At 63.2% G+C, this 21,937-nt stretch carries 18 protein-coding genes, 5 tRNA genes and 1 pseudogene; 14 read left to right on the forward strand and 10 right to left on the reverse strand.

What is annotated here, in order from left to right:
• Positions 1-46 precede the first annotated feature (46 nt).
• Complete coding sequence (locus R2E40_RS12100; protein WP_045526759.1) at positions 47-664, reverse strand: riboflavin synthase; 618 nt, start codon at positions 662-664, stop codon at positions 47-49.
• Positions 665-794: 130 nt separating this feature from the next.
• On the opposite strand from R2E40_RS12100, the gene R2E40_RS12105 reads away from it, so the two are divergent.
• The 7 genes from R2E40_RS12105 to R2E40_RS12135 all read left to right on the forward strand — a co-directional run bounded on the left by R2E40_RS12105 (position 795) and on the right by R2E40_RS12135 (position 3,196).
• The gene (locus tag R2E40_RS12105; RefSeq protein WP_005301307.1) at positions 795-1,001 is read left to right on the forward strand and encodes a YaeP family protein; all 207 of its coding nucleotides are present in this window, start codon (positions 795-797) and stop codon (positions 999-1,001) included.
• Between the two features lie 146 nt (positions 1,002-1,147).
• Positions 1,148-2,527, forward strand: a complete 1,380-nt coding sequence (locus R2E40_RS12110; RefSeq protein WP_318163448.1) for an MATE family efflux transporter — start codon at positions 1,148-1,150, stop codon at positions 2,525-2,527.
• Positions 2,528-2,687: 160 nt separating this feature from the next.
• A tRNA-Val gene (locus tag R2E40_RS12115) sits at positions 2,688-2,764 on the forward strand.
• A 12-nt stretch (positions 2,765-2,776) separates the two neighbouring features.
• Positions 2,777-2,853, forward strand: a tRNA-Val gene (locus tag R2E40_RS12120).
• 17 nt (positions 2,854-2,870) lie between these two features.
• Positions 2,871-2,947: transfer RNA gene (locus tag R2E40_RS12125), tRNA-Val, on the forward strand.
• Positions 2,948-3,005: 58 nt separating this feature from the next.
• Positions 3,006-3,082: transfer RNA gene (locus tag R2E40_RS12130), tRNA-Val, on the forward strand.
• A gap of 37 nt (positions 3,083-3,119) precedes the next feature.
• Positions 3,120-3,196 (forward strand) — tRNA-Val (locus R2E40_RS12135).
• 134 nt (positions 3,197-3,330) lie between these two features.
• Here the strand turns inward: R2E40_RS12135 and R2E40_RS12140 are convergent.
• Positions 3,331-5,769 (reverse strand): DNA polymerase II, encoded by a 2,439-nt coding sequence (locus R2E40_RS12140; RefSeq protein WP_318163449.1) that lies wholly within the window; start codon positions 5,767-5,769, stop codon positions 3,331-3,333.
• A 185-nt stretch (positions 5,770-5,954) separates the two neighbouring features.
• Here R2E40_RS12140 and R2E40_RS12145 point away from each other — a divergent pair, with 185 nt between their 5' ends.
• The 3 genes from R2E40_RS12145 to R2E40_RS12155 all read left to right on the forward strand — a co-directional run bounded on the left by R2E40_RS12145 (position 5,955) and on the right by R2E40_RS12155 (position 8,421).
• Positions 5,955-6,452: a prolyl-tRNA synthetase associated domain-containing protein gene (locus R2E40_RS12145; protein ID WP_318163450.1), complete on the forward strand. Its 498-nt coding sequence runs from the start codon at positions 5,955-5,957 to the stop codon at positions 6,450-6,452.
• A 197-nt stretch (positions 6,453-6,649) separates the two neighbouring features.
• Positions 6,650-7,888: a GGDEF domain-containing protein gene (locus tag R2E40_RS12150; protein ID WP_318163451.1), complete on the forward strand. Its 1,239-nt coding sequence runs from the start codon at positions 6,650-6,652 to the stop codon at positions 7,886-7,888.
• Positions 7,888-8,421, forward strand: coding sequence for a GNAT family N-acetyltransferase (locus R2E40_RS12155; RefSeq protein ID WP_318163452.1), 534 nt, complete (start codon positions 7,888-7,890; stop codon positions 8,419-8,421). The genes R2E40_RS12150 and R2E40_RS12155 overlap by 1 nt, the downstream gene beginning before the upstream one ends.
• 51 nt (positions 8,422-8,472) lie before the next feature.
• Here the strand turns inward: R2E40_RS12155 and R2E40_RS12160 are convergent, their stop codons facing one another.
• The 4 genes from R2E40_RS12160 to R2E40_RS12175 form a co-directional block, all read right to left on the reverse strand.
• A complete protein-coding gene (locus R2E40_RS12160; RefSeq protein ID WP_318163453.1) occupies positions 8,473-9,333 on the reverse strand; it encodes a PA4780 family RIO1-like protein kinase in 861 nt (286 codons plus the stop codon).
• A 141-nt stretch (positions 9,334-9,474) separates the two neighbouring features.
• Complete coding sequence (locus R2E40_RS12165; protein ID WP_318163454.1) at positions 9,475-10,470, reverse strand: lauroyl-Kdo(2)-lipid IV(A) myristoyltransferase; 996 nt, start codon at positions 10,468-10,470, stop codon at positions 9,475-9,477.
• A gap of 171 nt (positions 10,471-10,641) precedes the next feature.
• On the reverse strand, positions 10,642-11,631 hold the full coding sequence (gene lpxM, locus R2E40_RS12170) for a lauroyl-Kdo(2)-lipid IV(A) myristoyltransferase (RefSeq protein WP_011705968.1): 990 nt from the start codon (positions 11,629-11,631) through the stop codon (positions 10,642-10,644).
• Positions 11,632-11,898: 267 nt separating this feature from the next.
• A complete protein-coding gene (locus R2E40_RS12175) occupies positions 11,899-12,882 on the reverse strand; it encodes a TDT family transporter (RefSeq protein WP_318163455.1) in 984 nt (327 codons plus the stop codon).
• Between the two features lie 99 nt (positions 12,883-12,981).
• Here R2E40_RS12175 and R2E40_RS12180 point away from each other — a divergent pair, with 99 nt between their 5' ends.
• A complete protein-coding gene (locus tag R2E40_RS12180; RefSeq protein ID WP_113995305.1) occupies positions 12,982-13,890 on the forward strand; it encodes a LysR substrate-binding domain-containing protein in 909 nt (302 codons plus the stop codon).
• A 115-nt stretch (positions 13,891-14,005) separates the two neighbouring features.
• Here R2E40_RS12180 and R2E40_RS12185 read toward each other — a convergent pair whose 3' ends face one another.
• The 3 genes from R2E40_RS12185 to R2E40_RS12195 form a co-directional block, all read right to left on the reverse strand.
• Entirely contained in the window at positions 14,006-14,995 is a 990-nt protein-coding gene (locus R2E40_RS12185; RefSeq protein ID WP_318163456.1) for a Gfo/Idh/MocA family oxidoreductase, read from the reverse strand.
• Between the two features lie 33 nt (positions 14,996-15,028).
• A complete protein-coding gene (gene nfo, locus R2E40_RS12190; RefSeq protein ID WP_318163457.1) occupies positions 15,029-15,874 on the reverse strand; it encodes a deoxyribonuclease IV in 846 nt (281 codons plus the stop codon).
• Between the two features lie 164 nt (positions 15,875-16,038).
• On the reverse strand, positions 16,039-16,992 hold the full coding sequence (locus R2E40_RS12195; RefSeq protein ID WP_318165555.1) for a LysR family transcriptional regulator: 954 nt from the start codon (positions 16,990-16,992) through the stop codon (positions 16,039-16,041).
• Between the two features lie 186 nt (positions 16,993-17,178).
• Here R2E40_RS12195 and R2E40_RS12200 point away from each other — a divergent pair, with 186 nt between their 5' ends.
• Positions 17,179-17,874 (forward strand): SDR family NAD(P)-dependent oxidoreductase, encoded by a 696-nt coding sequence (locus tag R2E40_RS12200; protein WP_318165556.1) that lies wholly within the window; start codon positions 17,179-17,181, stop codon positions 17,872-17,874.
• A 44-nt stretch (positions 17,875-17,918) separates the two neighbouring features.
• Here the strand turns inward: R2E40_RS12200 and R2E40_RS12205 are convergent.
• A pseudogene (locus R2E40_RS12205) lies at positions 17,919-19,223 on the reverse strand (HD-GYP domain-containing protein).
• A 289-nt stretch (positions 19,224-19,512) separates the two neighbouring features.
• On the opposite strand from R2E40_RS12205, the gene R2E40_RS12210 reads away from it, so the two are divergent.
• Positions 19,513-19,998 (forward strand): molybdopterin-dependent oxidoreductase, encoded by a 486-nt coding sequence (locus tag R2E40_RS12210; protein WP_318163458.1) that lies wholly within the window; start codon positions 19,513-19,515, stop codon positions 19,996-19,998.
• On the forward strand, positions 19,998-21,923 hold the full coding sequence (locus tag R2E40_RS12215; RefSeq protein WP_318163459.1) for a bifunctional diguanylate cyclase/phosphodiesterase: 1,926 nt from the start codon (positions 19,998-20,000) through the stop codon (positions 21,921-21,923). The genes R2E40_RS12210 and R2E40_RS12215 overlap by 1 nt, the downstream gene beginning before the upstream one ends.
• Positions 21,924-21,937 lie beyond the last annotated feature (14 nt).

Below are 21,937 nucleotides of genomic sequence, written 5' to 3' on the forward strand. Positions count from 1 at the left end.
TGCAGGCCCTTTTCAATGGCAAATCCCTGAGAGCGCGTTGGTCAGCTTACCCCGGCTGACGGGCCGCCAGTACCCGCTCCACCGTGTCGACGATAGCCTGGGTCTGGGGGTCAATCTCGATGTTGGTATGCCAGCCGGCTTTGACCCAACCCAGGTTGGTACGGGCCAGCGTCTCGGGAATGAGATTGACGCAGAACTCGTTGCTGCGCACTTCCCCCACCGTCAGGCTGATGCCGTCGATGCCGATGTAACCCTTGGTCAGCACGTATCTCATCAGTTCGGGGGCGAGGCGATACCACACCTGCCGGTTGTTGGGAGTGTCGATGACCGAGACGACCTGCGCGGTGCCCATGATGTGGCCGGACATGGCGTGGCCGCCAATCTCGTCGCCGAAGCGGGCCGCCCGCTCCACGTTGACCTTGTCCCCCGGCTGCAGCTGGCCGAGGTTGGTGAGGCGCAGGGTCTCCTGCATCAGATCGAAGCTGACCAGCTCCCCCTCGACCCGGGTGACGGTCAGGCAGCAGCCGTTGTGGGCCACGGAGGCGCCCAGCGCCAGCCCCTCGCCCCAGGCCGGGCTCGGCATCCGGATCACGTGGGTACGAAAGTTGGGCAGCTCGTCGATGGCCACCAGTTCGGCGGTTCCCTGTACTATGCCGGTGAACATGTCTCGTCTCCTGCTATGAAAAAAGGCAGGGTAACCTCGCCCCGGACCCCAGACAAGCGCGCTGGCTGACAAGCGGGCGGCCGATCGCTATAGTGACGGCATTCAAACCAGCGCTGACAAGGAAATAAAAATGCAGGTATATCAATGCTGTGAGGCCATTCGCATCGCCTACAACCAGATTGGCTCCGGGGAGCAGGGCTATGTGCCACAGGCCATTGCCGCCACCATCAGGGCGCTCAACGCCGTGGCATCGGACGAGCGGGTACCGGCGGATCTGCGCGAACAGGCCGCCTACGCCGCCGCCAACCTGCTGATCAGCGATCACGAAGACGCCTGATCCGGCCCTTGCGCCAAACGTTTCGTCCCGGATGAATTTCAGGCTAGAATGACCCCCCCGCACTTTGCATTCCCGTTTCGGGAGTGCAAAGGCTCTTCCCGCTACCCGCTCTTTTTACGCTTTATCTGATCCACTCGGAGGTGTCAGTGCAACGTTATTGGTCCGAGGCGAGGCAACTCGTTCGTCTAGCCAGTCCCATTCTGGTGGCCCAGGTGGCCCAGGTCGCCATGAGCTTCGTCGATACCGTGATGGCGGGCCAGGTCAGCGCCGTGGATCTGGCGGCGGTGTCGGTGGCCTCCAGTTTCTGGCTGCCGATCATCTTGCTGACCCAGGGCATCATCATGGCCCTCACCCCCATCGTTTCCCAGCTCAACGGGGCCCGCAAGCGGGACGAGGTACGTCCCGCCGTGCATCAGGGCTTCTGGCTGGCGCTGATGGTGATCCCGATCGCCATGCTGGCACTCTATTTCAGCCCGCTGGCGCTGCAGCTCATGGACGTGGATCCGGTGATGGCCGCCAAGACCACCGGCTTTTTGCACGCCATCATGTGGGGCCTGCCCGCCTTCGTGATGTTCCAGGTGCTGCGCAACTTCAGCGAAGGGCTCTCCCACACCATGCCAACCATGGTGATCGGCTTCGTGGGGCTGGCGGTCAATATTCCCGCCAACTACATCTTCATCCACGGCCACCTCGGCATGCCCAAGCTCGGCGGGGTCGGCTGCGGCGTGGCTACCGCCATCGTGCTGTGGGCCATGCTGCTGGCGATGATCGTCTATGTGAAGCTCTCCTCCCACTTCAAGGAGATCAACCTGTTCTCCCGGCTCGCCCGCCCCAATGGCAGCCGGATCTGGCGCCTGTTCCGCTTGGGCTTCCCCATCGCCATGGCCATCTTCTGCGAGGTGACCCTGTTCACCGTGGTGGCACTGATGCTGGCCCCCTTCGGTGCGGAGACGGTGGCGAGCCACCAGATAGCCCTCAACTTCTCCAGCCTGGTGTTTATGCTGCCCTTGTCGATTGGGGTGGGTGTCACCATCCGGGTCGGCCACAGCATCGGCGAGGGTCAGCCCGAGCACGCCCGCGTCGCCGCCCGCACCGGCCTGATGCTGGGCATGGCGGTGGCTGCCGGTACCGCCGCCCTCACCGTGCTGCTGCGCGAGCATATCGCCAGTATCTACACCGACGACCTGCAGGTGATCACCCTCGCAGCCATACTGCTGTTCTTCGCCGCCATCTATCAGATCTCCGACTCGGTACAGGTGGTGGCCGCAGCCGCCCTGCGTGGTTACAAGGACACCAAGGCGATCTTCTACGTCACCATCGTCGCCTACTGGGGCCTCGGACTACCCACCGGCATGATCCTGGGGCTGACCGACTGGCTGGTGCCGCGCATGGGGCCGCAGGGCTTCTGGATCGGTTTCATCGTCGGCCTGACCGGCGCCGCCCTGATGCTGGGTGCCCGGTTGCGTCATATCTATGGCCGCTTTGCCAGCCCGGAGGCCTGCAGCGCCCTCTCCAAGGCGCAATAGGGCAAACTCGCCTGCAAAATCAACAGGCTGCGCAAGAACTGGGCAAACAGTCTGCTTTGTGCGTGCGGCCTGTTGACAGCCTTGGGGGGCATGGGTAGTATGCCGACCACGCCAGCAGTGCTGGTGTGGTGAAACGGGTTTCTGACCCGGTTTGCAAAGTGGGTTTATAGCTCAGTTGGTTAGAGCACTACCTTGACATGGTAGGGGTCGTTGGTTCGAATCCAATTAAACCCACCACTTTTCCGTGATGCGTCCTTAGCTCAGCTGGTTAGAGCACCACCTTGACATGGTGGGGGTCGGTGGTTCGAATCCACTAGGACGCACCATCATGGAAACCTGTTATGCGTCCTTAGCTCAGCTGGTTAGAGCATCACCTTGACATGGTGGGGGTCGGTGGTTCGAATCCACTAGGACGCACCATAACAGTTTGAATAAGTTGCAGGAATTGAGTGTGAGCCGATGGCTCAAGTACAGATGTGGGTTTATAGCTCAGTTGGTTAGAGCACTACCTTGACATGGTAGGGGTCGTTGGTTCGAATCCAATTAAACCCACCACTCCCCTGCAATCAGATAAAGTCGCCTTGCGCACCCTGCGTCCTTAGCTCAGCTGGTTAGAGCATCACCTTGACATGGTGGGGGTCGGTGGTTCGAATCCACTAGGACGCACCAGATTAGGAAAGCCCGCTCCTCGAGCGGGCTTTTTGCATTTCCCCTTTCCTGCTTCTCGCGGCATCCTCACGGCTGCACCCGCCATACGCTCAACCATGCCTGGCAGGCCAACCTCCCCGCCCGCTCCACACCGCTCAGAAGAGATCGAGCTGCTGGCCGCAGATCCGCTCGAACGACTCGCCAATAAAGGGGAGGATCGCATCGGCAATGGGCCTTAACTGCTTGTCGATGTAGTGCTCGTAGTCGATGGCGCTGCGCCGGTATTCCAGCGGCTCGGGGCCATTGAGAGTCATCAGATAGGCAATAGAACCCCGATGCTGATAGCGCTGGGGCAGGCCGCGGCGCAGGTTCTCCTCGTCCGCCAGACGCGCCGCCCGCACATGGGGTGGCACGTTCTTCTGGTACTCCTCGAGTTTCTGGCGCAGCCGCTTGCGATAGACCAACAGCTCGTCGTGCTGGCCGGCCCGGGTCTCGTCCACCATGGTGCGCACATAGCCGCTGGGATCCTGGTCGTGAAACACCATTTCGTAGAGGCGGGTCTGAAACGCCTTGGCAAGGGGCGTCCAGTCGGTGCGCACCGATTCGAGCCCCTTGAACACCAGCTGCTCCTCTTCACCTGCCTGATGGCCCGCCACCAGCCCCGCATAGCGCTTCTTGCTCCCTTTCTCCAGCCCGCGAATGGTGGGCATCAGGAAGCGGCGATAGTGGGTCTCGTACTGGATCTCCAGATAGCTTGGCAGGTTGAACTCGCGCTTGATCAGCGCAGCCCAGTTGTCGTTGATCATCTTCGCCAGCCGCCGGCCAATCTCGTCCGCCTGCTCGGGGCTGGCATCCCGCCCCAGGTGCACGAAGGTGGAGTCGGTGTCGCCATAGATCACCTCGAAGCCCTCCCCTTCGATCCACTCCCGGGTCTGCTGCATGATGCCGTGACCGCGCAAGGTGATGGAGGAGGCAAGCCGCGGGTCGTAGAAGCGGCAGCCCCCCGAGCCCAGCACCCCGTAGAAGGAGTTCATGATGATCTTGATGGCCTGGGAGAGCGCCTTGTTGCTGGCGGCCTTGGCCCGATCCCGCGCCGCCCACAGAGTAGCGATGAGATCCGGCAGGAAGTGGCGCTCGCGGGAGAACATGGCGCCGCGAAAGCCCGCAATGGCGTGCTCGGGATGCTGCAGCCCCTCGATGAGCCCCATGGGATCGATGCAGAAGGTGCGGATGATGCTGGGATAGAGGCTCTTGAAATCGAGCACCAGCACGTGGCGATAGAGGCCGGGTTTGGAGTCCATCACATAGCCGCCGGGGCTTGCGAGCCCGCCGTCGGCCGGCAAATTGGGGGCCACGTAGCCGCCGCGATGTAGCCGTGGCAGATAGAGATTGGTAAAGGCGGCCACCGAGCCCCCTACCCGGTCCAGCTCAAGGCCGGTGAGGGAGGCGCGCTCGATGGCAAAGGGGATGAGGTGGCAGAAATCGAAAATCTCCCACACCAGCCGGCAATCTTCCAGGTTGTAGCGGGCCAGCGCCTCCTTGTCGGAGTGGAACAGCTCGGTGATCTTCTCGCCCCGGTTGGCCACGTCCTCGATATCCTTGCCGCGGCCGAGCAGCTCGCTTGCCACCGCATCCAGGCTGTAGCTCGGGAACTGCCAGGTGGCGCTTTTGAGGGTGTCGATGCCATCCAGCACCATACGCCCGGGAATGATGACGCTGCCGCTCTGGGGGTCGTTGCGCGAGGATCGCCAGAAGCAAAGCTCGTGGCCGCGCCCCAGCCGCAACCGCCGTTTGTTGAGCTCGGCGCGGCGCAGCAGCAGGCGAAAGTCGAAGTTGACCACGTTCCAGCCGATCACCAGATCCGGGTCGTGCCGCACAAACCAGCGCTCCAGCGCACTCAGCAGGGCGCTCTCGTCCGCGACCCACTCGACCTGGGTTCCCCAGCTGTCGGCATCCGCCTCCGGCGTACCGATCATGATGACCCGCGCATCCTGTTCGCTGTAGAGCCCTACCGAGAAGAGCGCCCCGTCCATGGCGCACTCCACGTCCAGCGACACCCAGGAGAGGGTCGGCGTCACCGCCTGCGGTGCGCAGCGCGCCTCGTTGACCTCCCAGTAGCCGTGCTTGCCCCCTTTCTTGAGGGTGCGCCCCTCGAAGCGCACGCCGGCGGTGATGAAACGCTCCATCAGGTAGCGCTCCGGCAGCCGGATATCCGCCTCGAAGTGCTCCAGCCCGCGGATGAGCAGCAGCTCGATGGCGCGGTGAAAGGCGCTCAAGGTGGCAAAGTAGCAGCCCACCACGGCGCGGCCATCGAAGGTGTGCATTGGCAGGCGGCGAAACCGCCCGCTCACCCCGGCCCCCTTGAACAGCTCGGCGGCTTCTTCCATATGGCTCTGGGGCAGGAAGAAGACCGGCTCCTGCCCCGGCACCACCAGTCGCACCGGCCCCTGCGCGCTCCAGAGCCACATCACGATCTCGGTGCGTTCGCCATGCCCGTTGCGACCGCGCACATCCCGCCCGTGACGGGTCAGAATAAAGCCGTCTCGCGGTGGTGTAGTGGATGGGATGGGCGGGTGATCGGTCATGCAAGTCATCGGATCAACATGGAAATGGGAGTATTGTACGTTCATACAGTGCTTTGCTGCAATTGCCACGCCAGCCGCCATGGCCACGCCAGGCTGCGAGTCGCGCCGCAAACTGGTAAGCTCGGCCAGAGTGGCAGCTTTATGCGCCATGCCATTCATCCAACACCCCACTCTTCACCCGACATCAGGAGGTCATGGTGGCGCTTTACTCTCTGCTGGATCAGCTGGCCATTCCCTATCAACGCATCGATCACCCCCCCGTCTTCACCTGCGAGGAGGCCAGCCGGCTGCTGCCCAAGCTGCCCGCCGCCAAGACCAAGAACCTCTTTTTGCGCGACCCGAAGAGCGAGCGACTGTTTCTGGTGGTGACCCCGGAAGAGAGCCGGGTCGATCTCAAGGCACTGGCTGCCGCCCTTGGGGTCAAGCGGCTGAGCTTTGGCTCGCCGGAGCGGCTGGAATCCGTGCTTGGCCTCATCCCGGGTGCGGTCACCCTGCTCGCCATGGTGCGCGACAGGGAAAAAGCGGTAGAACTGGTGGTGGATGAAACGATCTGGCAGGCCGAGCGGGTGCAGTGCCACCCGCTGGTCAATACCGCCACCCTGCTTATCCGCCTCGACGACGTGCGCCGCCTGCTGGCCCACCTCGGCCGGGAGGCCACCGTCATGCGGCTGCCGGTCGTGACCTCAGCATGAGATAAGCATAAACGCCCCGGCGTCATGCCCCGCCCCTGATTAATCGAGTCAGCAGCCCTCTTGTGGCGGTTGTTGCCGCGATCGTGCCCGGATCACTTAAACCATTGCTCAGCGGCGCAATTCATGCTGTGATCCGGCCCAGTCACCCGGCCCTGAGGTCGCTGCGCCGTTCCCGGCAGGAAGAGCCCAAACCCTTGATGCAGAGTCTGTTTTCCTCGGCCCAGTTGCTGAGTCTGGTGCTGTTCGTCAGCCTGTCGCATATCGGGGTCGCGGCCATCTTCGCCTACCTGTGGCATACCCAGCGACCGCTGCGCTCCCTGCTCTACTGGTCGGCCAGCGAACTGGCCATCGCCGCCGCCTTTGGCTGCCTGCTGCTGCGAACCCTCACGGGGGATAGCTCCCTTGCCAATATCCTGCTCACCAACCTGCTGCTCATCGCCACCCCGCTGCTCTATGAGCGGGGGCTGCGCCATTTCTTTCGGCGCGAGGCCGACCGTTTTGGCTGGCTCTGCCCGCTCCTCGCCCTCGCCGGCTTCCTGCTGTTTGCCGTTACCGCCGCGCAGCTGCCACCGGATGACATACACAGCCGGATCGTGGTGCTCTCCGGGGCCATCTCACTGCAGATATGCCTGCTGCTGTGGCAGCTCTGGCGCTATCAGCGGCTGGCGCCCGCCTACCGGGTGTTGCGCTTCGCCATCCTGCTGCTCGCCCTGCAACTGGCCCTGCAACTGGTCAGGATGGCCAAGCATCAGTGGTGGCCGGAGTCGGCCGCCTCCAGCCTGACCGATCCCCTGCTCGGCCCGGTGATCCTGCTCAGCCTGCTCTTTACCATTGCCCGCAGCTTCATTTTGCTGAGCCTGGTGCACACTCGCCAGCAGCAGGCGCTGCTTGCCACCCAGCACGAGCTGGAGCGACGCGCCAACCTGGATACCCTGACCGGGCTGGACAGCCGCCACCATTTCGAGCAGCAGCTGGCGACGCGCGCCTGTCGCAGCGCCCGCCCCTGGCAGCTGCTGCTGATCGACCTGGACAACTTCAAGCAGATCAACGACCGCCACGGTCACCCCGCCGGCGACGCCATGTTGCGGGCGGTGGGCCGGGTGATCCGGGAGAGCCTGCCGCCGGCGGGGCTGGCCGGGCGCCTTGGCGGCGACGAGCTGGCGCTGCTGGTGATGGAGACATCGCAGACGCTGCCGGCCTGCTGCCAGACCCTGCAGCAGCGGGTCGCAGACGCCACCCGGCTGCTGGCCGGCGGCCCCATCAGCCTCAGCATCGGGCTGACTTCGCTGCTGCAGGGCGAGAGCTTCGAGCAGGCCTATCCGCGCGCGGATCGGGCACTCTATGCCGCCAAACAGGCTGGCCGCCAGCGCGCCTGCATCCAGGAGCCGCACCACAGCGAGCCCAGGCCGCTGTGGCCCCTGGCCACCCAGACCTGATGCAACCCCCCATCGAGTGCCGGGCCGCTCGGCCGACCGACGCCCCCGCCTACCGCCGCTACGTGGCCGAATGTGGCGCCGCCGGGTTGCCGCTCTATCAGGTGGCGCAATTCGACCCGGATCAGTGGCTGCAGGAGTTGCTCGCCCATGCCGATGGGCTGCATCTGCCACTGGGCTACCCACCCACCACCACCTATTTTGCCCTCGAAGGGGAAGAGATCCTCGCCACCTTGCGCCTGCGTCACGGCGACAACCCCGCCACCCGCCAGTGGCTCGGCCACATCGGTTACGAGACCCGTCCCACCCGCCGGGGTGAAGGCGTCGCCCGCACCCTGCTCGGCTGGCTGCAGCGCCATGTGCTGAGGGAACCCGTGCTCATCAGCTGTGACGAGGCAAATCCGGCCTCGCTCAAGGTCATTGCCGCCGCCGGCGGGCAATGGCTGGATCGCCGCTATCATGCCGGCGATCGCTGCTGGATCCGGTTTTACCGGCTGGCCCCGGCCAAGGGGCCAGGACCGAGCGGTAGACAATAAAAAAGAGCGCCTCAGGCGCTCTTTGTTCGCTGGTCACAACCACCAGCAAGATCAGTAGCTGTCTTCCTCTTCGGCCTTCATCCTGGCCTGACGGGCCAACGCCTCCTCCTGGGCGCTCTCAATCTCGTGCAGCACGGAGTCGAGATCCACCTGCTCGCGGCTCTCCTCGAACATGCCGGTCAGCTCGCTGTCGGGGGTCAGCTTGCCATCTTCATACAGGGCCCACATCTCCCGGGCGTAGCGGGTCTTGAGCAGCTCTGGGGCATACATGCCGTAGTAGTTGCGCATGTTGTTGACGTCTCGCTCCAGCATGGCTTTGGCCTGGTTGTTGGCGGCGGCATCCACCACCTGGGGCAGGTCGATGATGACCGGGCCCTGTTCATCCACCAGCACGTTGAACTCGGAGAGATCGCCGTGGATGAGGCCGGCGCAGAGCATGCGCACCACATAACGGATCACCTTGGAATGGTCGATGACCGCCTGCTCGGCAGAGAGCGCCACGTCGTTGAGACGGGGAGCGACATTGCCCTCTTCGTCGGTGATGAGCTCCATCAGCAGCACGCCATCGAGGCAGACATAGGGCCTGGGCACCCGCACCCCGGCCGCCGCCAGCTTGAACAGGGCATCCACTTCGGTGTTTTGCCACACCTCTTCGTGCTGCTTGCGACCGTATTTGGAGCCTTTCTCCATGGCGCGGGCATCGCGACTGCCGCGCACCTTGCGCCCTTCCTGATAGACCACAGCCTGCTTGAAGCTGCGCTTGGACGCCTCTTTATAGACTTTGGCGCAGCGGATCTCGTCGCCGCAGCGCACCACATAGACGTCGGCCTCTTTGCCGCTCATCAGCCGGCTGATGACGTCATCGACCAGGCCGTCATCAACCAGAGGTTGGATTCGATTTGGAATTTTCATGGCCGCCCTTTTACCCTATTTGCGCATCAGAAGATAGCCCCTCCCGGGCCACTTGCCTATCCCTGTTTCCTGACGGCGCCCGACGTGCCGGCAACCGCGGTGATCCCGGTGCGATAACCCGCGCCGCCGGGTCGGCCGGCCTCACTCCCTGGGAGGAAGATCGCCACGGATCCGCTTAATGCCCTCTTCGTAGAACCCATCCGATCCTTGCTGGTGCTCCATGGTCTCGAAGATCTTGAGAAACCACATGTACTGTTCGGGATGCTGGCGCAGCTGCTGCTCCACCATGGCGTTCATGGCACAGACATCGGCCACCAGATCCGCACCGGGATAGGGGTCGAAAGGCGGCTCGATCTCCAGCCGGTAGCAGCCCTCCTCCTCGTCATAACAGGCGAGAATGGGCACCGCCCTGGCGCCGGTCAGTTTCACCAGTTTGGGCAAGGCCGGCAGGGTCGCCTTGGGATGGCCGAAGAAAGGCACGAAGATGCTGGCCTCGCGGCCGTGATCCTGATCCGGCAGGTAGAAGAAGCTGGCGCCGCTGCGGATCGCCTTGATGGCCGGCTTGATGCCGACGCTGCGCTCATATACCTTGCCGCCCTTGGCCCGCTCGCGGTTGATGTACCAGTCAAACACCTGATCCTTCGGGCTCTTCATCATGGTGCACATGGTCAGCCCCCGAATGGCGAAGTAGCGGCCGATCATGTCCACCGCCCAGGTGTGGGGCACCACCAGGATCACCGGCCGGCCGGCGGCCTGCTCTGCCTCGATATGCTCCCAGCCACGCACCTTGACGCGGCTGGCCAGATGAGCGGCGCTGCGCAGGGTCAGCTCGGCAAAGCCCATGAAGGTCTTGAGACCGACCCGGATCGATTTGAGCAGCAGGGCCTGACGGCCAGCCTCGTCCAGCTCGGGAAAACAGATCTTGAGGTTGGTCTCGGCAATGTAGGCCTGCTTCTTTGAAATTCGCAGCAGAGTAGGCGCCAGACGATTGGCGAGCCGGTCGCGCAGGCCATGGGGCACCAGCGCCAGCAGACAGAGCAGACCGAGCGCCAGCCAGCTGCCCCACCAGCGCGGATGCAGCAGACGGGGATGAAATGAGGTGTCAAAAACCGGATCGTGTGAGGACATGGCCGCCATCAAGTCATAGAAAATAAACGGTTATTTTAATTATCCTGACAGATTTTTCCACTTTGGCGGCCAGGCCCCCCGGCCATCGGGCTGGCAGACAAGGAAGCCCTTCCCTCATGGCGGGTCACCATCGCCAACAAAAATGGCCCCGCAGGGCCATATGACATAAAGGGTGCCGCCTCAGGGCAGCGGTTGCAAGCCACTGCGGATGCGCTGGATCCCCGCCTCGTAGCGGCCATCCAGGCCAACCTGATCCTCGCGGGTATCGAAGATCTTGAGGAACCACATGTACTGACCTGGGTCGCGGCAGAGCTGCTGCTGCACCATGTCGTTCATCCGGCAGGTGTCGGCCATCACGTCCTCGGTGGGATAGTTGTCAAACGGCGCGTCGATCTCCAGCCGGTAGCAGTGCTTGGCCTCGTCATAACAGGCCAGCAGCGGTACCGCCTTGGCGCCGCTCACCTGCACCAGCCGTGGCAACGCCGGCAGCGTCGCCTTGGGGTGCCCGAAGAAGGGGGCAAAGATGCTCTTCTCGCGGCCATGATCCTGATCCGGCAGATAGAAGAAGCTGCGACCGCCCTTGATGGTACGGATCACCGCCTTGATGCCGGCACTGCGCTCATAAACCCGGCAACCGTTGCGGGCGCGGGCCCGATTGAGGTGCCAGTCAAAGACCGGGTTGCGCGCCCGCTTCATCATGGTGCACATGGGTACCCCGCGCCGGGTGAAGTAGTACCCGGCCGCATCTACCGGCCAGCTGTGGGGCACCACCAGGATCACCGGTCGGCCGGCGGCCTGCTCCGCCTCGATATGTTCCCAGCCGCTGACCTGCATCCGGCTCATCAGATAGGCGGGGCTGCGTACGGAGAACTCGCCAAAGCCGAGCAGACTCTTGAGACCGACCCGGATCGAGGTCATCAGGATGGCGTCGCGTTCGGCCTCGCTCTTTTGCGGAAAACAGAGTGCCAGGTTGGTTCTGGCGATATAGATCTGCTTTTTCGAGATACGGAACACCAGCGGTGCCAGGGCGGCGGCGAGACGGTCGCGCAGACGGACCGGCACGAAGGCCAGCAGCATCAGTACGCCAAGCGCCAGCCAGCTCAGCCAATAGCGTGGATGCAGGAATCTGGCCTCGAAGCGGGTGTCAAACACGGGATCATGGGAAGACATGGATGGGGATCAAACTAAGAAAATGGAGCTGCATTGTATTCGTCCTGACAGGTAATACCAGTGAAATTCATCATTGTCCCCCCAGGCTGGGCGCTGGCGCAAAAAACGGGGCGCCAACGGGCATGAATGGCACCTTTCGCTGCCAGAACCGGTACAAAAAGCGCTTCACCCGAGGGTGAAGCGCTTGGTCATTATCCGGTTGATGGCCCCTGTCTGTCGCAAGGCTGCTCATCAACGCCCCGTATCCCGGCTCTCGCCGTCTTCTTCTTAGCGACGAACCATGCCGTGCGCCACCTCGTCGCTGCCGTCGAGCGGCAGGAAGAACATCAGGTAACGCAGGGCCACATAACCGACGATCAGGGTGGCGGCGCCCAGTTCGAAGTGGGCCAGCAGCCGGATCTGCTCGACATACTCGGCAGCCTGGGGCCACTGCTCGACCAGGTGGCTCACCTTGAACAGGGCGGTGGCACCGATCACCAGCGGGAAGGTGAAGGCGGCGTAGCCCGGTGAGAACGGCAGACGCAGCAGCTTGATGAAGGCCAGATAGATGATGCCGGTCATCAGCACCGCAATCCCCAGCAGCACGGCCACCAGCAGCAAGGAGGGGTCCTCGCTCACGGTCAGGTAACCGGCCAGTGACAGGCTGGCGGGGGCCGCCAGGATGGCGATGGTCGGCTTGGCGGCATCCGGCACTTCATGGCTGAAGATGAGGCGATAGAGCATCAGCGGCAGCATCAGGCCATAGCAGAGCATGCCGAACCAGAGCAGGCCGTTGGCCAGCGCCGCAAACTGGCCGCCCGGGAAGGCGACGTCCGCGACTATGATCCCCACCGGCGGCACGAACCAGCTCGGCACCATGTGGTGGATTTCAAACTGTTTGGCCCGATGCCAGACGAAAGTGGCCAGGAACGCCAGGTGCAGCAGCACGGCAAACAGCCAGAGCCCTTCCCCCAGACCGGCGTCGAGCATGCCGACCGCCTTGGAAACCACCATGGTGCCCATGGCATAGGTGGGCACCACGCTGCCAACCACGGGGTGGGCCAGATCCTGCCACAGCAGGCGCGGGTGCAGCAGAAACTTGAAGGTCAGGATCACCAGCAGCACGGCGGCAATGGCTGCCCCCAGCAACTGCAGGCGGCCATCGAAGTGACCGGCATTTTCCCAGCACCAACCGAGACTGGCGATCCCGAGCGCCAGCCCTGCCATGGGAGTCGGGGCTTTGCCTAAGGATTGACGGGTTCTTGCGATCATGTCTGAAACCTCTGATGAGAGACGATGGGCATAGGATAATGGCCCCGTATCGTTTACGATATCTAAATGAATTAAATCAATCGTTCAGAATATCCAAACATGAAGCTGACCCTGCAACAACTCAAGGTCTTTGCCACCATCGCCCGTTACGGCAATCTGGGGCTGGCCGCCAATGAACTGTGCCTGAGCAAGGGTGCCGTCTCCCAGTCGTTGCAGGAGCTGGAGCGCCAGCTCGCCACCCCGCTGTTCGATCGCATTCACCCCAGATTGCAGCTCAACAACGAGGGGCGCCTGCTGCAACCGGCGGCCGAGGAGCTGCTGACCCGGATGCAGGACATCGAGACCCTGTTCAGCCCGGATGCCGAACCGAGCGGCCAGCTGCGTCTGGGCGCCAGCCAGACCATCGGCAACTACCTGCTGCCGGCCCTGCTCGCCACCAGCAAGCAGGAGCTGGGACAGCCGCCCCGCGTCACCATCACCAATACCCACCAACTCTGCCACCTGCTGGCCAACTTCGAGCTGGATCTGGCGCTGATCGAGGGGGAGAACCATCACCCGGATCTGGTCAGCGAGCCCTGGCTCCACGACGAGATGCTGATCGTGGCCCAGCCCGCTCACCCCCTCGCCGGCCGCAGCCGTCTCTCCCTCGCCCAGCTGAGCGACGAGACCTGGGTGCTGCGCGAGCCCCAGTCCGGCAGCCGCGAGCAGTTCGAGCAGCAGATCCAGCCCGAACTGCCGCGCTGGCAGGCGGGGCTCGAACTCAACACCCTGGAGGCGGTGATGCTGGCGGTCGAGAAGGGGCTTGGCATCTCCTTCATCTCCCACCTGGCGGTGTCGGATCGGCTGCAGGCCGGCCGTCTGGTGGCCCTGCCCCTGACCCGTCGCTTCCCCCGTCAGCTCTCCCTCATCTGGCACCGGCAGAAGTATCACTCCGCCACCCTGCGCCGCTTTCTGCAATTTTGCCGCGCCCAGGAGGATGTGTTGCCCAGCCAGACCAGCAGCACCTGAGCCAATGGGATGATCGGGCAGCCTATTGCCCGGCATTGCCTTTGCCACCAGGATATCGGCAGCAATAGAAGAGGGAGAGCCCAGGCTCTCCCTCTTTGTCATTCAGCCTTGTGACTCAGCGTTTCGCGGGCTGCAATCCCCGCTCGACCCAGCCCAGCACTTGTCTGCTCAGCGCCTGCGGCACCCAGGGCGAGTCGCTCAATCCTTCTCTGACGCAGGCGGCAAAGTGATCCGCCTCGTGCTGCATGCCGCCGCCCCCGACCGGCTGCGCGATGTCGTGCGGCCAGGCTGGCAGGGGGTCGCCACCACGCCAGGCTATCTGCTGGGGATTCCACCACTTGCCCACCAGCTCCAGCGCCCAGCCGGGCCCGGACAGCCAGGCCGACTTGTCGAGCTCCGCGACGATGGAGGCGGCCAGTTCGGCCTTGAGCGGGCCGGCAAACTCAAAGCGGGCGGCTTCGTCCACCTCGCCCGCCTGACGAGACAGCGTGACCTCGGGCTCACCCGCCGCCAGCCCGAGCTGGTGACAGAGGGCGGCATAGAGCCAGAGCGGATAGACCCCCACATCCCAGGCGGCGCCGCCGGCCAACGCCGGGTCGAACAGCTTGCCGTCCCGCGCCTGCACCGAGCCAAAGGCGGCCCGCAGCCTGTCGGGGGCAGGCAGGGCTGCAAGCCGTCCCAGCAATTCGCGCATGGCGGGGAAGCACATCACCTTCATCGCCTCCATCAGCAGCAGGCCTCGCTCGGCGGCGAGCCGCACCAGCCGATCCCAGTCCGCCACCCGGGTCACCGCCGGTTTTTCCACCAGCACGTGCTTGCCCGCCAGCAACATGAGTTCGATCAGGGCGGCGTGCTCCGGGTGGATCACCGCCACATAGACAGCCTCCACCTGGGAACTGGCCGCCAGCGCCTGATAGCTGCCATGGGCGTGGGGCAGCCCCTGTTCGTCGGCAAAGGCCTGCGCCCGCGCTTGATCACGGGCGGCGATCGCCACCACCCGGCTGCCACTGGCGTGCCCGTTCACATCCTGACAAAAACGGCGGGCAATGGCCCCCGCGCCGGCAATCCCCCAGCGCAGCGGCTGGTCGCTTGATCTCTGTTGCATCCCTGTTTCCTTATGCTGTCTGCCGGTCGGTCATCATGCCTTCGCCAGGCTGCGCAACCAGCGGATCTCGTCACCCCAGATGGACTCGTCGATGGTCTCCAGGATCAGCGGAATGCCGTCGAAGCGATGGTCATTCATGATGTGATGGAACACCGCCTCCCCCAGGTTCCCCTCGCGCAGGCTGTGGTGGCGATCGACCCGGCTGCCGAAGGTGCACTTGGCGCCGTTGATGTGCATCCCCTTCAGATAGTTGAAGCCCACCGTCTGTTCGAACTCGGCAAAGACGGCGGCGCAAGCGTCTGCGGTGCGCAGGTCATAACCGGCAGCAAAGGCGTGACAGGTGTCAAAGCAGATGCCGACCCGGCTCTTGTCCTCCACCCCGTCGATGATGGTGGCCAGATGCTCGAACGACCAGCCGAGGTTGGTGCCCTGGCCGGCGGTGTTTTCGATCACCGCCGTCACTCCCTGGCTGCGCTCCAGCGCCCAGTTGATGGATTCGCTCACCAGCTTGAGGCTGGCCGCCTCCGGGATCTGCTTCAGGTGGCTGCCCGGATGAAAATTGAGGTAGCAGAGCCCCAGCTGTTCGCAGCGCTTCATTTCGTCCAGAAAGGCGTCACGGGACTTGGCGAGGCCATCGGGGTCGGGATGACCCAGATTGATGAGGTAGCTGTCGTGGGGCAGGATCTGCTCGGGGCGAAAGCCCCCCTTCTCGCAGGCCAGCTTGAAGGCGCGGATGCTGGTCTCGGAGAGCGGCGCCGCCTGCCACTGGCGCTGGTTCTTGGTAAACAGGGCGAAGGCATTGGCGCCGATGGCCTGGGCGCGGGCGATGGTATTCTCCACCCCGCCGGCCGCACTGACGTGGGCTCCGATAAATTTCATCTCATCTCCTCTGCACTGTTGCTGGGTCTGGCCGCGCAGCAAAGGGGCGGCCAACATGGGGCGCCATTATGCCCAAGCCCGCCCCTTGCGCCAAACCGGGATTGTCGATGGCAACCATAGAGAGGCCCGCAGTGCCGGCCGCCGATGAGCGGAACGTCAACGAGTCAATCGGCCACGTCGCTCCCGATGCTGTGCTGCACGCCATCGCGCAGTTTGTCAGGCTCCAGTGCCGACGCCAGAATGCCGCTCAACCACAGGATGAACGCCTGCACCCGGGTGGCCAGCTGACGGCGATGGGCATAGAGGGCATGAATGGGCAGCGGGGGCGGCTGCCACTTTGGCAGGATGGCCACCAGCTCTCCGCTGGCCAGCAGTGGCTCCACCCCGACCTGCGGCAGCTGGATGATGCCAAGCCCGGCCAGCGCCGCCGCCAGATAGGATTCGCTGTCGTTCACCGTGAGTGCCCCGCTCATCGCCAGCACGGCGCGAGAGCCATCCGCCTGCAGATACTCGAAACCGCTCTCCCTGGGTCCGCTGCCGCCACCGTAGTGCACCAGCCGATGGCCACTCAGCTCGCTCAGGTTGCCCGGTGTCCCATGGCGGGCCAGGTAGGCAGCACTGGCACAGTTGATTTGGCGGTAGTGGCCGAGGGGGCGCGCCACCAAGCTGGAGGGCTCGAGTGCCCCGACCCGGATCACGCAGTCAAAGCCCTCCCGCACCAGATCGACCCGCCGGTCCGTGCTGCTCAGCAGCAGTTGCAGGTCGGGGTGGGCCGCAAGCCAGGCGGGCAGCGCCGGGATCACCAGATGGCGGGCCATCCGGCTCGGCATGTCCACCCGCAGCTGGCCGCTCAGCTGCCCCTGCTGGCGAAACAGCGCGTTGAACTCCTCCATGTCCGCCAGCAGATCCTGGCAGCGGGCGTAACAGAGCTTGCCATCCGGGGTCAGCTGCACCCGCCGCGTGGTGCGCTGCAGCAAGCGGGTGCCCATCTGCTCCTCCAGCCGCCGAATGGTCGCCGAGAGCGTCGCCTTGGGGACTCCTAGCTGTTCGGCACTGCGGGTAAAGCTCTCCAGCTCCGCCACCCGCACAAACATCCTCATCGCATCCAGTTGATCCATGCCGCTATTGTCTCGCCAATTGGAACAGTGCATTCATTATCACCTTATTTATCCAATCAACAACGGACAATAGAGTGATCACATCGGCTCATCCCGAGCGCATTACCCACAGACAGGAGTCCTCACATGACCCACCCCATCGCACTCATCACTGGCGCCAGCCGCGGCCTTGGCAAATAGGCGGCGCTGGCCCTCGCCGCTCGCGGCGTCGATCTCATCATCACCTATCGCAGTCAGGCCGATGAAGCGGCGGCCGTGGTGGCCGAGGCGACCGCACTCGGTGTCAAGGCCCACGCCTTGCCCCTCGATGTGGCCGACAGCAGCAGCTTTGCCGCCTTCGCCCGCCAGGTACAGGAGCAGCTGGGCGCATGGCAGCGCCAGCAGATCGATTTTCTGGTCAACAACGCCGGCATCGGCATTCACGCCACCATAGAGCAGACCACCGAACAGCAGTTCGATACCCTGTTCAACATTCACCTGAAGGGGGTGTTTTTTCTGACGCAACAGTTGCTGCCGCTTCTCCGCGATGGCGGGCGCATCCTCAACCTGTCGAGCGGGCTCACCCGCTTTGCGCTGCCCGGTTATGCCGCCTATGCGGCCATGAAGGGGGGTGTCGAAGTGCTGACCCGCTATCTGGCCAAGGAGCTGGGGCCGCGCGGCATCGCCGTCAACGTGGTGGCGCCGGGGGCCATCGAAACCGACTTTGGCGGGGGTGTGGTGCGGGACAATCAGGCCGTCAACGACTTCATCGCCAGTCAGACCGCCCTGGGACGGGTGGGCCAGCCGGAAGACATCGGTGGCGTGATTGCCGCCCTGCTCTCCCCTGACAGCCGCTGGATCAATGCCCAGCGCATCGAAGCCTCGGGCGGCATGTTCCTCTAGACCTGTCCCCGCAGAGGATGCGCGCTGCCAACAGCGGCAGCCCGTCAGTGACTTGAGCTGACGTCAGGCACCTGCCCGCAGGCGGCACACAGCGCTTGCGGCAGATGGGCGGCCAGGGTCGCAACCACTTCCACATCGACCCGGCGCTGGCTGGCCAGTTGCTGCAAAAAGCCGAGCGCCTGCCCGGCGCTCAACCCCTCCCGGTAGGGTCGGTTCTGCACCATGGCCTGGAAGATGTCGGCCACCCGCAGGATCCTCGCCTCCAGCGGCATCGCTTCGGCGGTCAGGTGGAAAGGGTAACCGCAGCCATTGGGCTCTTCATGGTGATAGGAGGCCCACAGGGCGATCGCCTCGAAGCCGTCGATATGGCGCAGGATCTGGTAGGTCTCGAAACTGTGGGTATTGATGATGGCCCGCTCCCGCTCATCAAGTGACCCCGCCTTGTCGAGGATCTCGTCAGGCACCCGCAGCTTGCCAAGATCGTGCAGCAACCCGGCAATCTCCAGCTGCTCGCAGTGCCCCTCTTCAATGCCCATCAGCTCGGCCAGCAGCCGGGCCAGTCTGGCCACGCCGAGGGAGTGGGCCACGGTGAAGGGACTCTTGGCATCGACGATGGCCGAAAAGATCCGCGCCAGCTGCTTGAGCTCGCCGTTGCTGGTGAGACAGGGTTCCCGCTCGCTCAGCATGTCGTGCATGTAGTCGCTGATGGCACGCCCCTCCAGTTGCAGCCAGAACGCCTCCGAGCGGGACGCCAAGAGGAAGGCCGCCACCAGCTCGGGATCGAAAAACTCGCCGGCACACGCCTCGATCCGTTGCCGGATCTAGTGGGTGTGTATCAACAGAGAGCCGTCACCGTAATGAGGTGCCGCCAGGGCATCCACCCGGTCCACCAGGAAAATGATATTGGCCTGGCGCATCACGCCCGCCGCCAGTCCAGGGGTTTGTACCAACCGGTGCCAGTGGGTGTGGTGATACCGGATGGGTTCGGCCAGGGGCGCCAGCGGCGGAAAGTCCTTGAGCAGGTCATGACCGACCTCGCAGTGGCGCTGGGAGGACTCCCAGTCAAACTCGCTGACCAGATGGCTGTGGATGAAGGTGGAGGAGACGCCGATGTCGTGCAGCACCCCCAGCTCGAACAGGCAGGCTCGCTCGCTGGCGTTTGCTCCCAGCGCCTTGCCGCACTCGGCGGCCATGATGCCGACCCGCTTGCCGTGCGCCACATCGCCGATGCCGACCAGATCCAGCGACGCCGACAAGGCGTATACCACCTGGCGCAGATCAACCTGCTGGGAAACGTGCTCACCGCTGCGGGTATGAGGGGTGTTGCTGTTCATGATGCGCATCCACATCTGCCAACGTGAAACATCCCGTGTCTGGGGCCGAGTTAACACATTGAATCTAAATCAGGAAACAGGGTCTCGACGGGCGCGGCGCTCTCTGAATCCGCACTAATTGATAAAAAGATGAGTTGGATCAATCGGGCAATATGCGTGCCCGTTGTGCGAACAATGTCGTCGCTCCAGAGCGTCGCCAAATGCCGGGAACCCAGGGGTCATAGTCATTCGGAAATGGTCTATGGTTAGAGCGAAACGGTCGCAACAGGCTGGATATCAATGAGTTTCCCATAAGGAACCCACCATGAAAGCGCTAACCTTACCCCTGTTTTACCTCTTGTCTTTACTCTTCAGCGGCCAGGCCAACAGTGCCGATGAAGTCATCCTCAGCGTCGCCGCCAAGGGTTGCTGCAACAACGCCGGCAAGATGGAGTACAGCCGCGCCCAGCTGCAGGCGCTGCCGCAAGCCAGCGTCACCACCACCACCCCCTGGACCCAGGGTTCCCATGTCTATCGCGGCGTCTTGCTCAAGACGCTGCTCGATACCCTCGGCGTCACTGCCGACAAGATAAAAGTGATGGCCCAGAACGACTACTTTGCGGTGATTCCGCGAGAAGATGTCGAGAAATACCCTGTGCTGCTGGCCATCGAGGAAGATGGCAAGGCACTGACCCTGCGCAACAAGGGCCCAGTCTGGGTCATCTACCCCCTGTCGGACCACCCCGAGCTCAATATCGAGCAATATCACAGCCTGATGGTGTGGCAAGTGCTCAAGCTTGAAGGGATGTAATGATGATCAAGGGCAAGTTCCTCTCCCTTGCCTTTATCATGGTCTCCTTTCTGGGGGTGACCATCTGGTCACTCTTCAATTACGATCGCACCTTCAATGACATGGTCAAATACAACCAGCTCTCCGCCTGGTCTCTGGCCCAGCTGGAGCTGGAGCTGCACGGTTTTGACGAGCAGCTGTCGCTCTATCGCAGCGGTCAGACCGATGCCGGGCAGTTGAACAAGGCCTATGACATCGCCTGGAACCGGCTGGACATCTTCTTGACCGGGCAGGAGACCGCGCTTATTCGTTCCCGCTACCAGGCCAGCGAGAGAGTCGGTGCCTTCTTTGAGGTGCTCAAGGAGTATGAGCAGGACGTGGTCAACCCCACCCCCGATTCAGCCCGGCTGGCCGAGATGGAAGGCAGGCTGAACAAGCTGCTGCCCGCCATCCGGGATCTGATGGTGATGAACTTCACCGGCCCCTCCGCCATCAAACAACGCCAGGAGCTGCAGCAGTCCAAGGAGGGACACGTACTGGTGCTGGTCGTCCTGCTGGCCATCGGCCTGCTCATCCTGTTCGTGGTCTCCCGGGAGATGAAGCTGCAATACTTCCTGGCCTGGAACGACCCGCTGACCCTGCTGCCCAACCGGGCCGCCTTCATGACCCGGCTGGAGCGGCTGGCCAAGGGCAAGCAGCCCGCCGATTGTACCCTGACCATCTGCCTGGTCGAGTTGAACAATTTCAAGGAGGTCAACGACAGCCTGGGCTATGCCGCCGGGGATGAACTGCTCACCATGGTGGCCAACCAGATCAGAGAGTATGCCCATGACCAGGCCTTCATCGCCCGCATGGGCGGCGATGAATTTGCCCTCTTCATCTATGGCGCCATGCCCATCGAGCACCGTGTTCCCTACCTTGTCCGGCTGCTGGCTGAATTGAGGCCCACCGTCTTTCAGGCCGATCCGGCGCATCGGGTGCGCGTCAGCATGGGAATAAGCCAGCACCCCATCACGGCCCACAAGATCGAGGAGCTGATCCTGTTCGCCGACATTGCCCTCGCCAATGCCAAAAAACTCAAGGAGAACCACCTGCAGGTGTTCAACCACCGGATGTTCGAGCACTACAGTCGCAACCGGAAACTGGCCGCCGAGCTGCGTGAACATTTGAATGTCATCTCCAACAGCACCCTCTATCTGCACTATCAGCCGGTGATAAAACCGGGCAATGCCTACAACATGGGCGCCGAGGTGCTGATCCGCTGGCATCACCCCGAATACGGCTTCATCAACCCGCTGGACATCATCGCCATGGCAGAGGAGAACGGCCTCGGCGAGCTGCTCGGCAAATGGATCTTCAGCCGGGTCAACCACGACATGTCGCAGCTGCCGGCCAGCTTCGTGGACAAGCTGGAGCTGGCCATCAACCTCTCCAACTCCATGTTCACCCCGGCTCTGTTCCACCAGGTCAACGAGATGCTGCAACAGAGCCCGCTGCGCGCCGAACAACTCATTCTGGAGCTGACCGAAACCATCGCACTCGACGATCTGCCGCTCAGCCAGCGCATCTTCAAGGAGCTCAAACAGATCCACGTGCGCATCGCGCTGGATGATTTCGGCACCGGCTGGTCCTCCTTCTCCTATCTGATGTCCCTGAACTTTGACAAGCTCAAGATTGACAAGTCCTTCGTCAGCAACATCGAGACCGACCCACGGCAATTCATGTTCGTCGAGTCCATCACCAAGCTATCCCATCAGCTGGGGCTGGTAGTGGTGGCCGAGGGGGTCGAGAGCCTGTATGAACTGCAGCAACTGGCCCATATCGGGGTGGACGAGATCCAGGGCTACTACTACTCCAAGCCGCTCTCCCCAGCCGAATTCTTCATCTATGCCATGACCCATCTTGCCCACAACACGGAAGAGACCGTGGACGCCAGCTATCACTGACCTCACATCCCATT

It is taken from the genome of Aeromonas sp. CD, assembly GCF_033349375.1.
GTDB classification, from domain to species: domain Bacteria; phylum Pseudomonadota; class Gammaproteobacteria; order Enterobacterales; family Aeromonadaceae; genus Aeromonas; species Aeromonas hydrophila.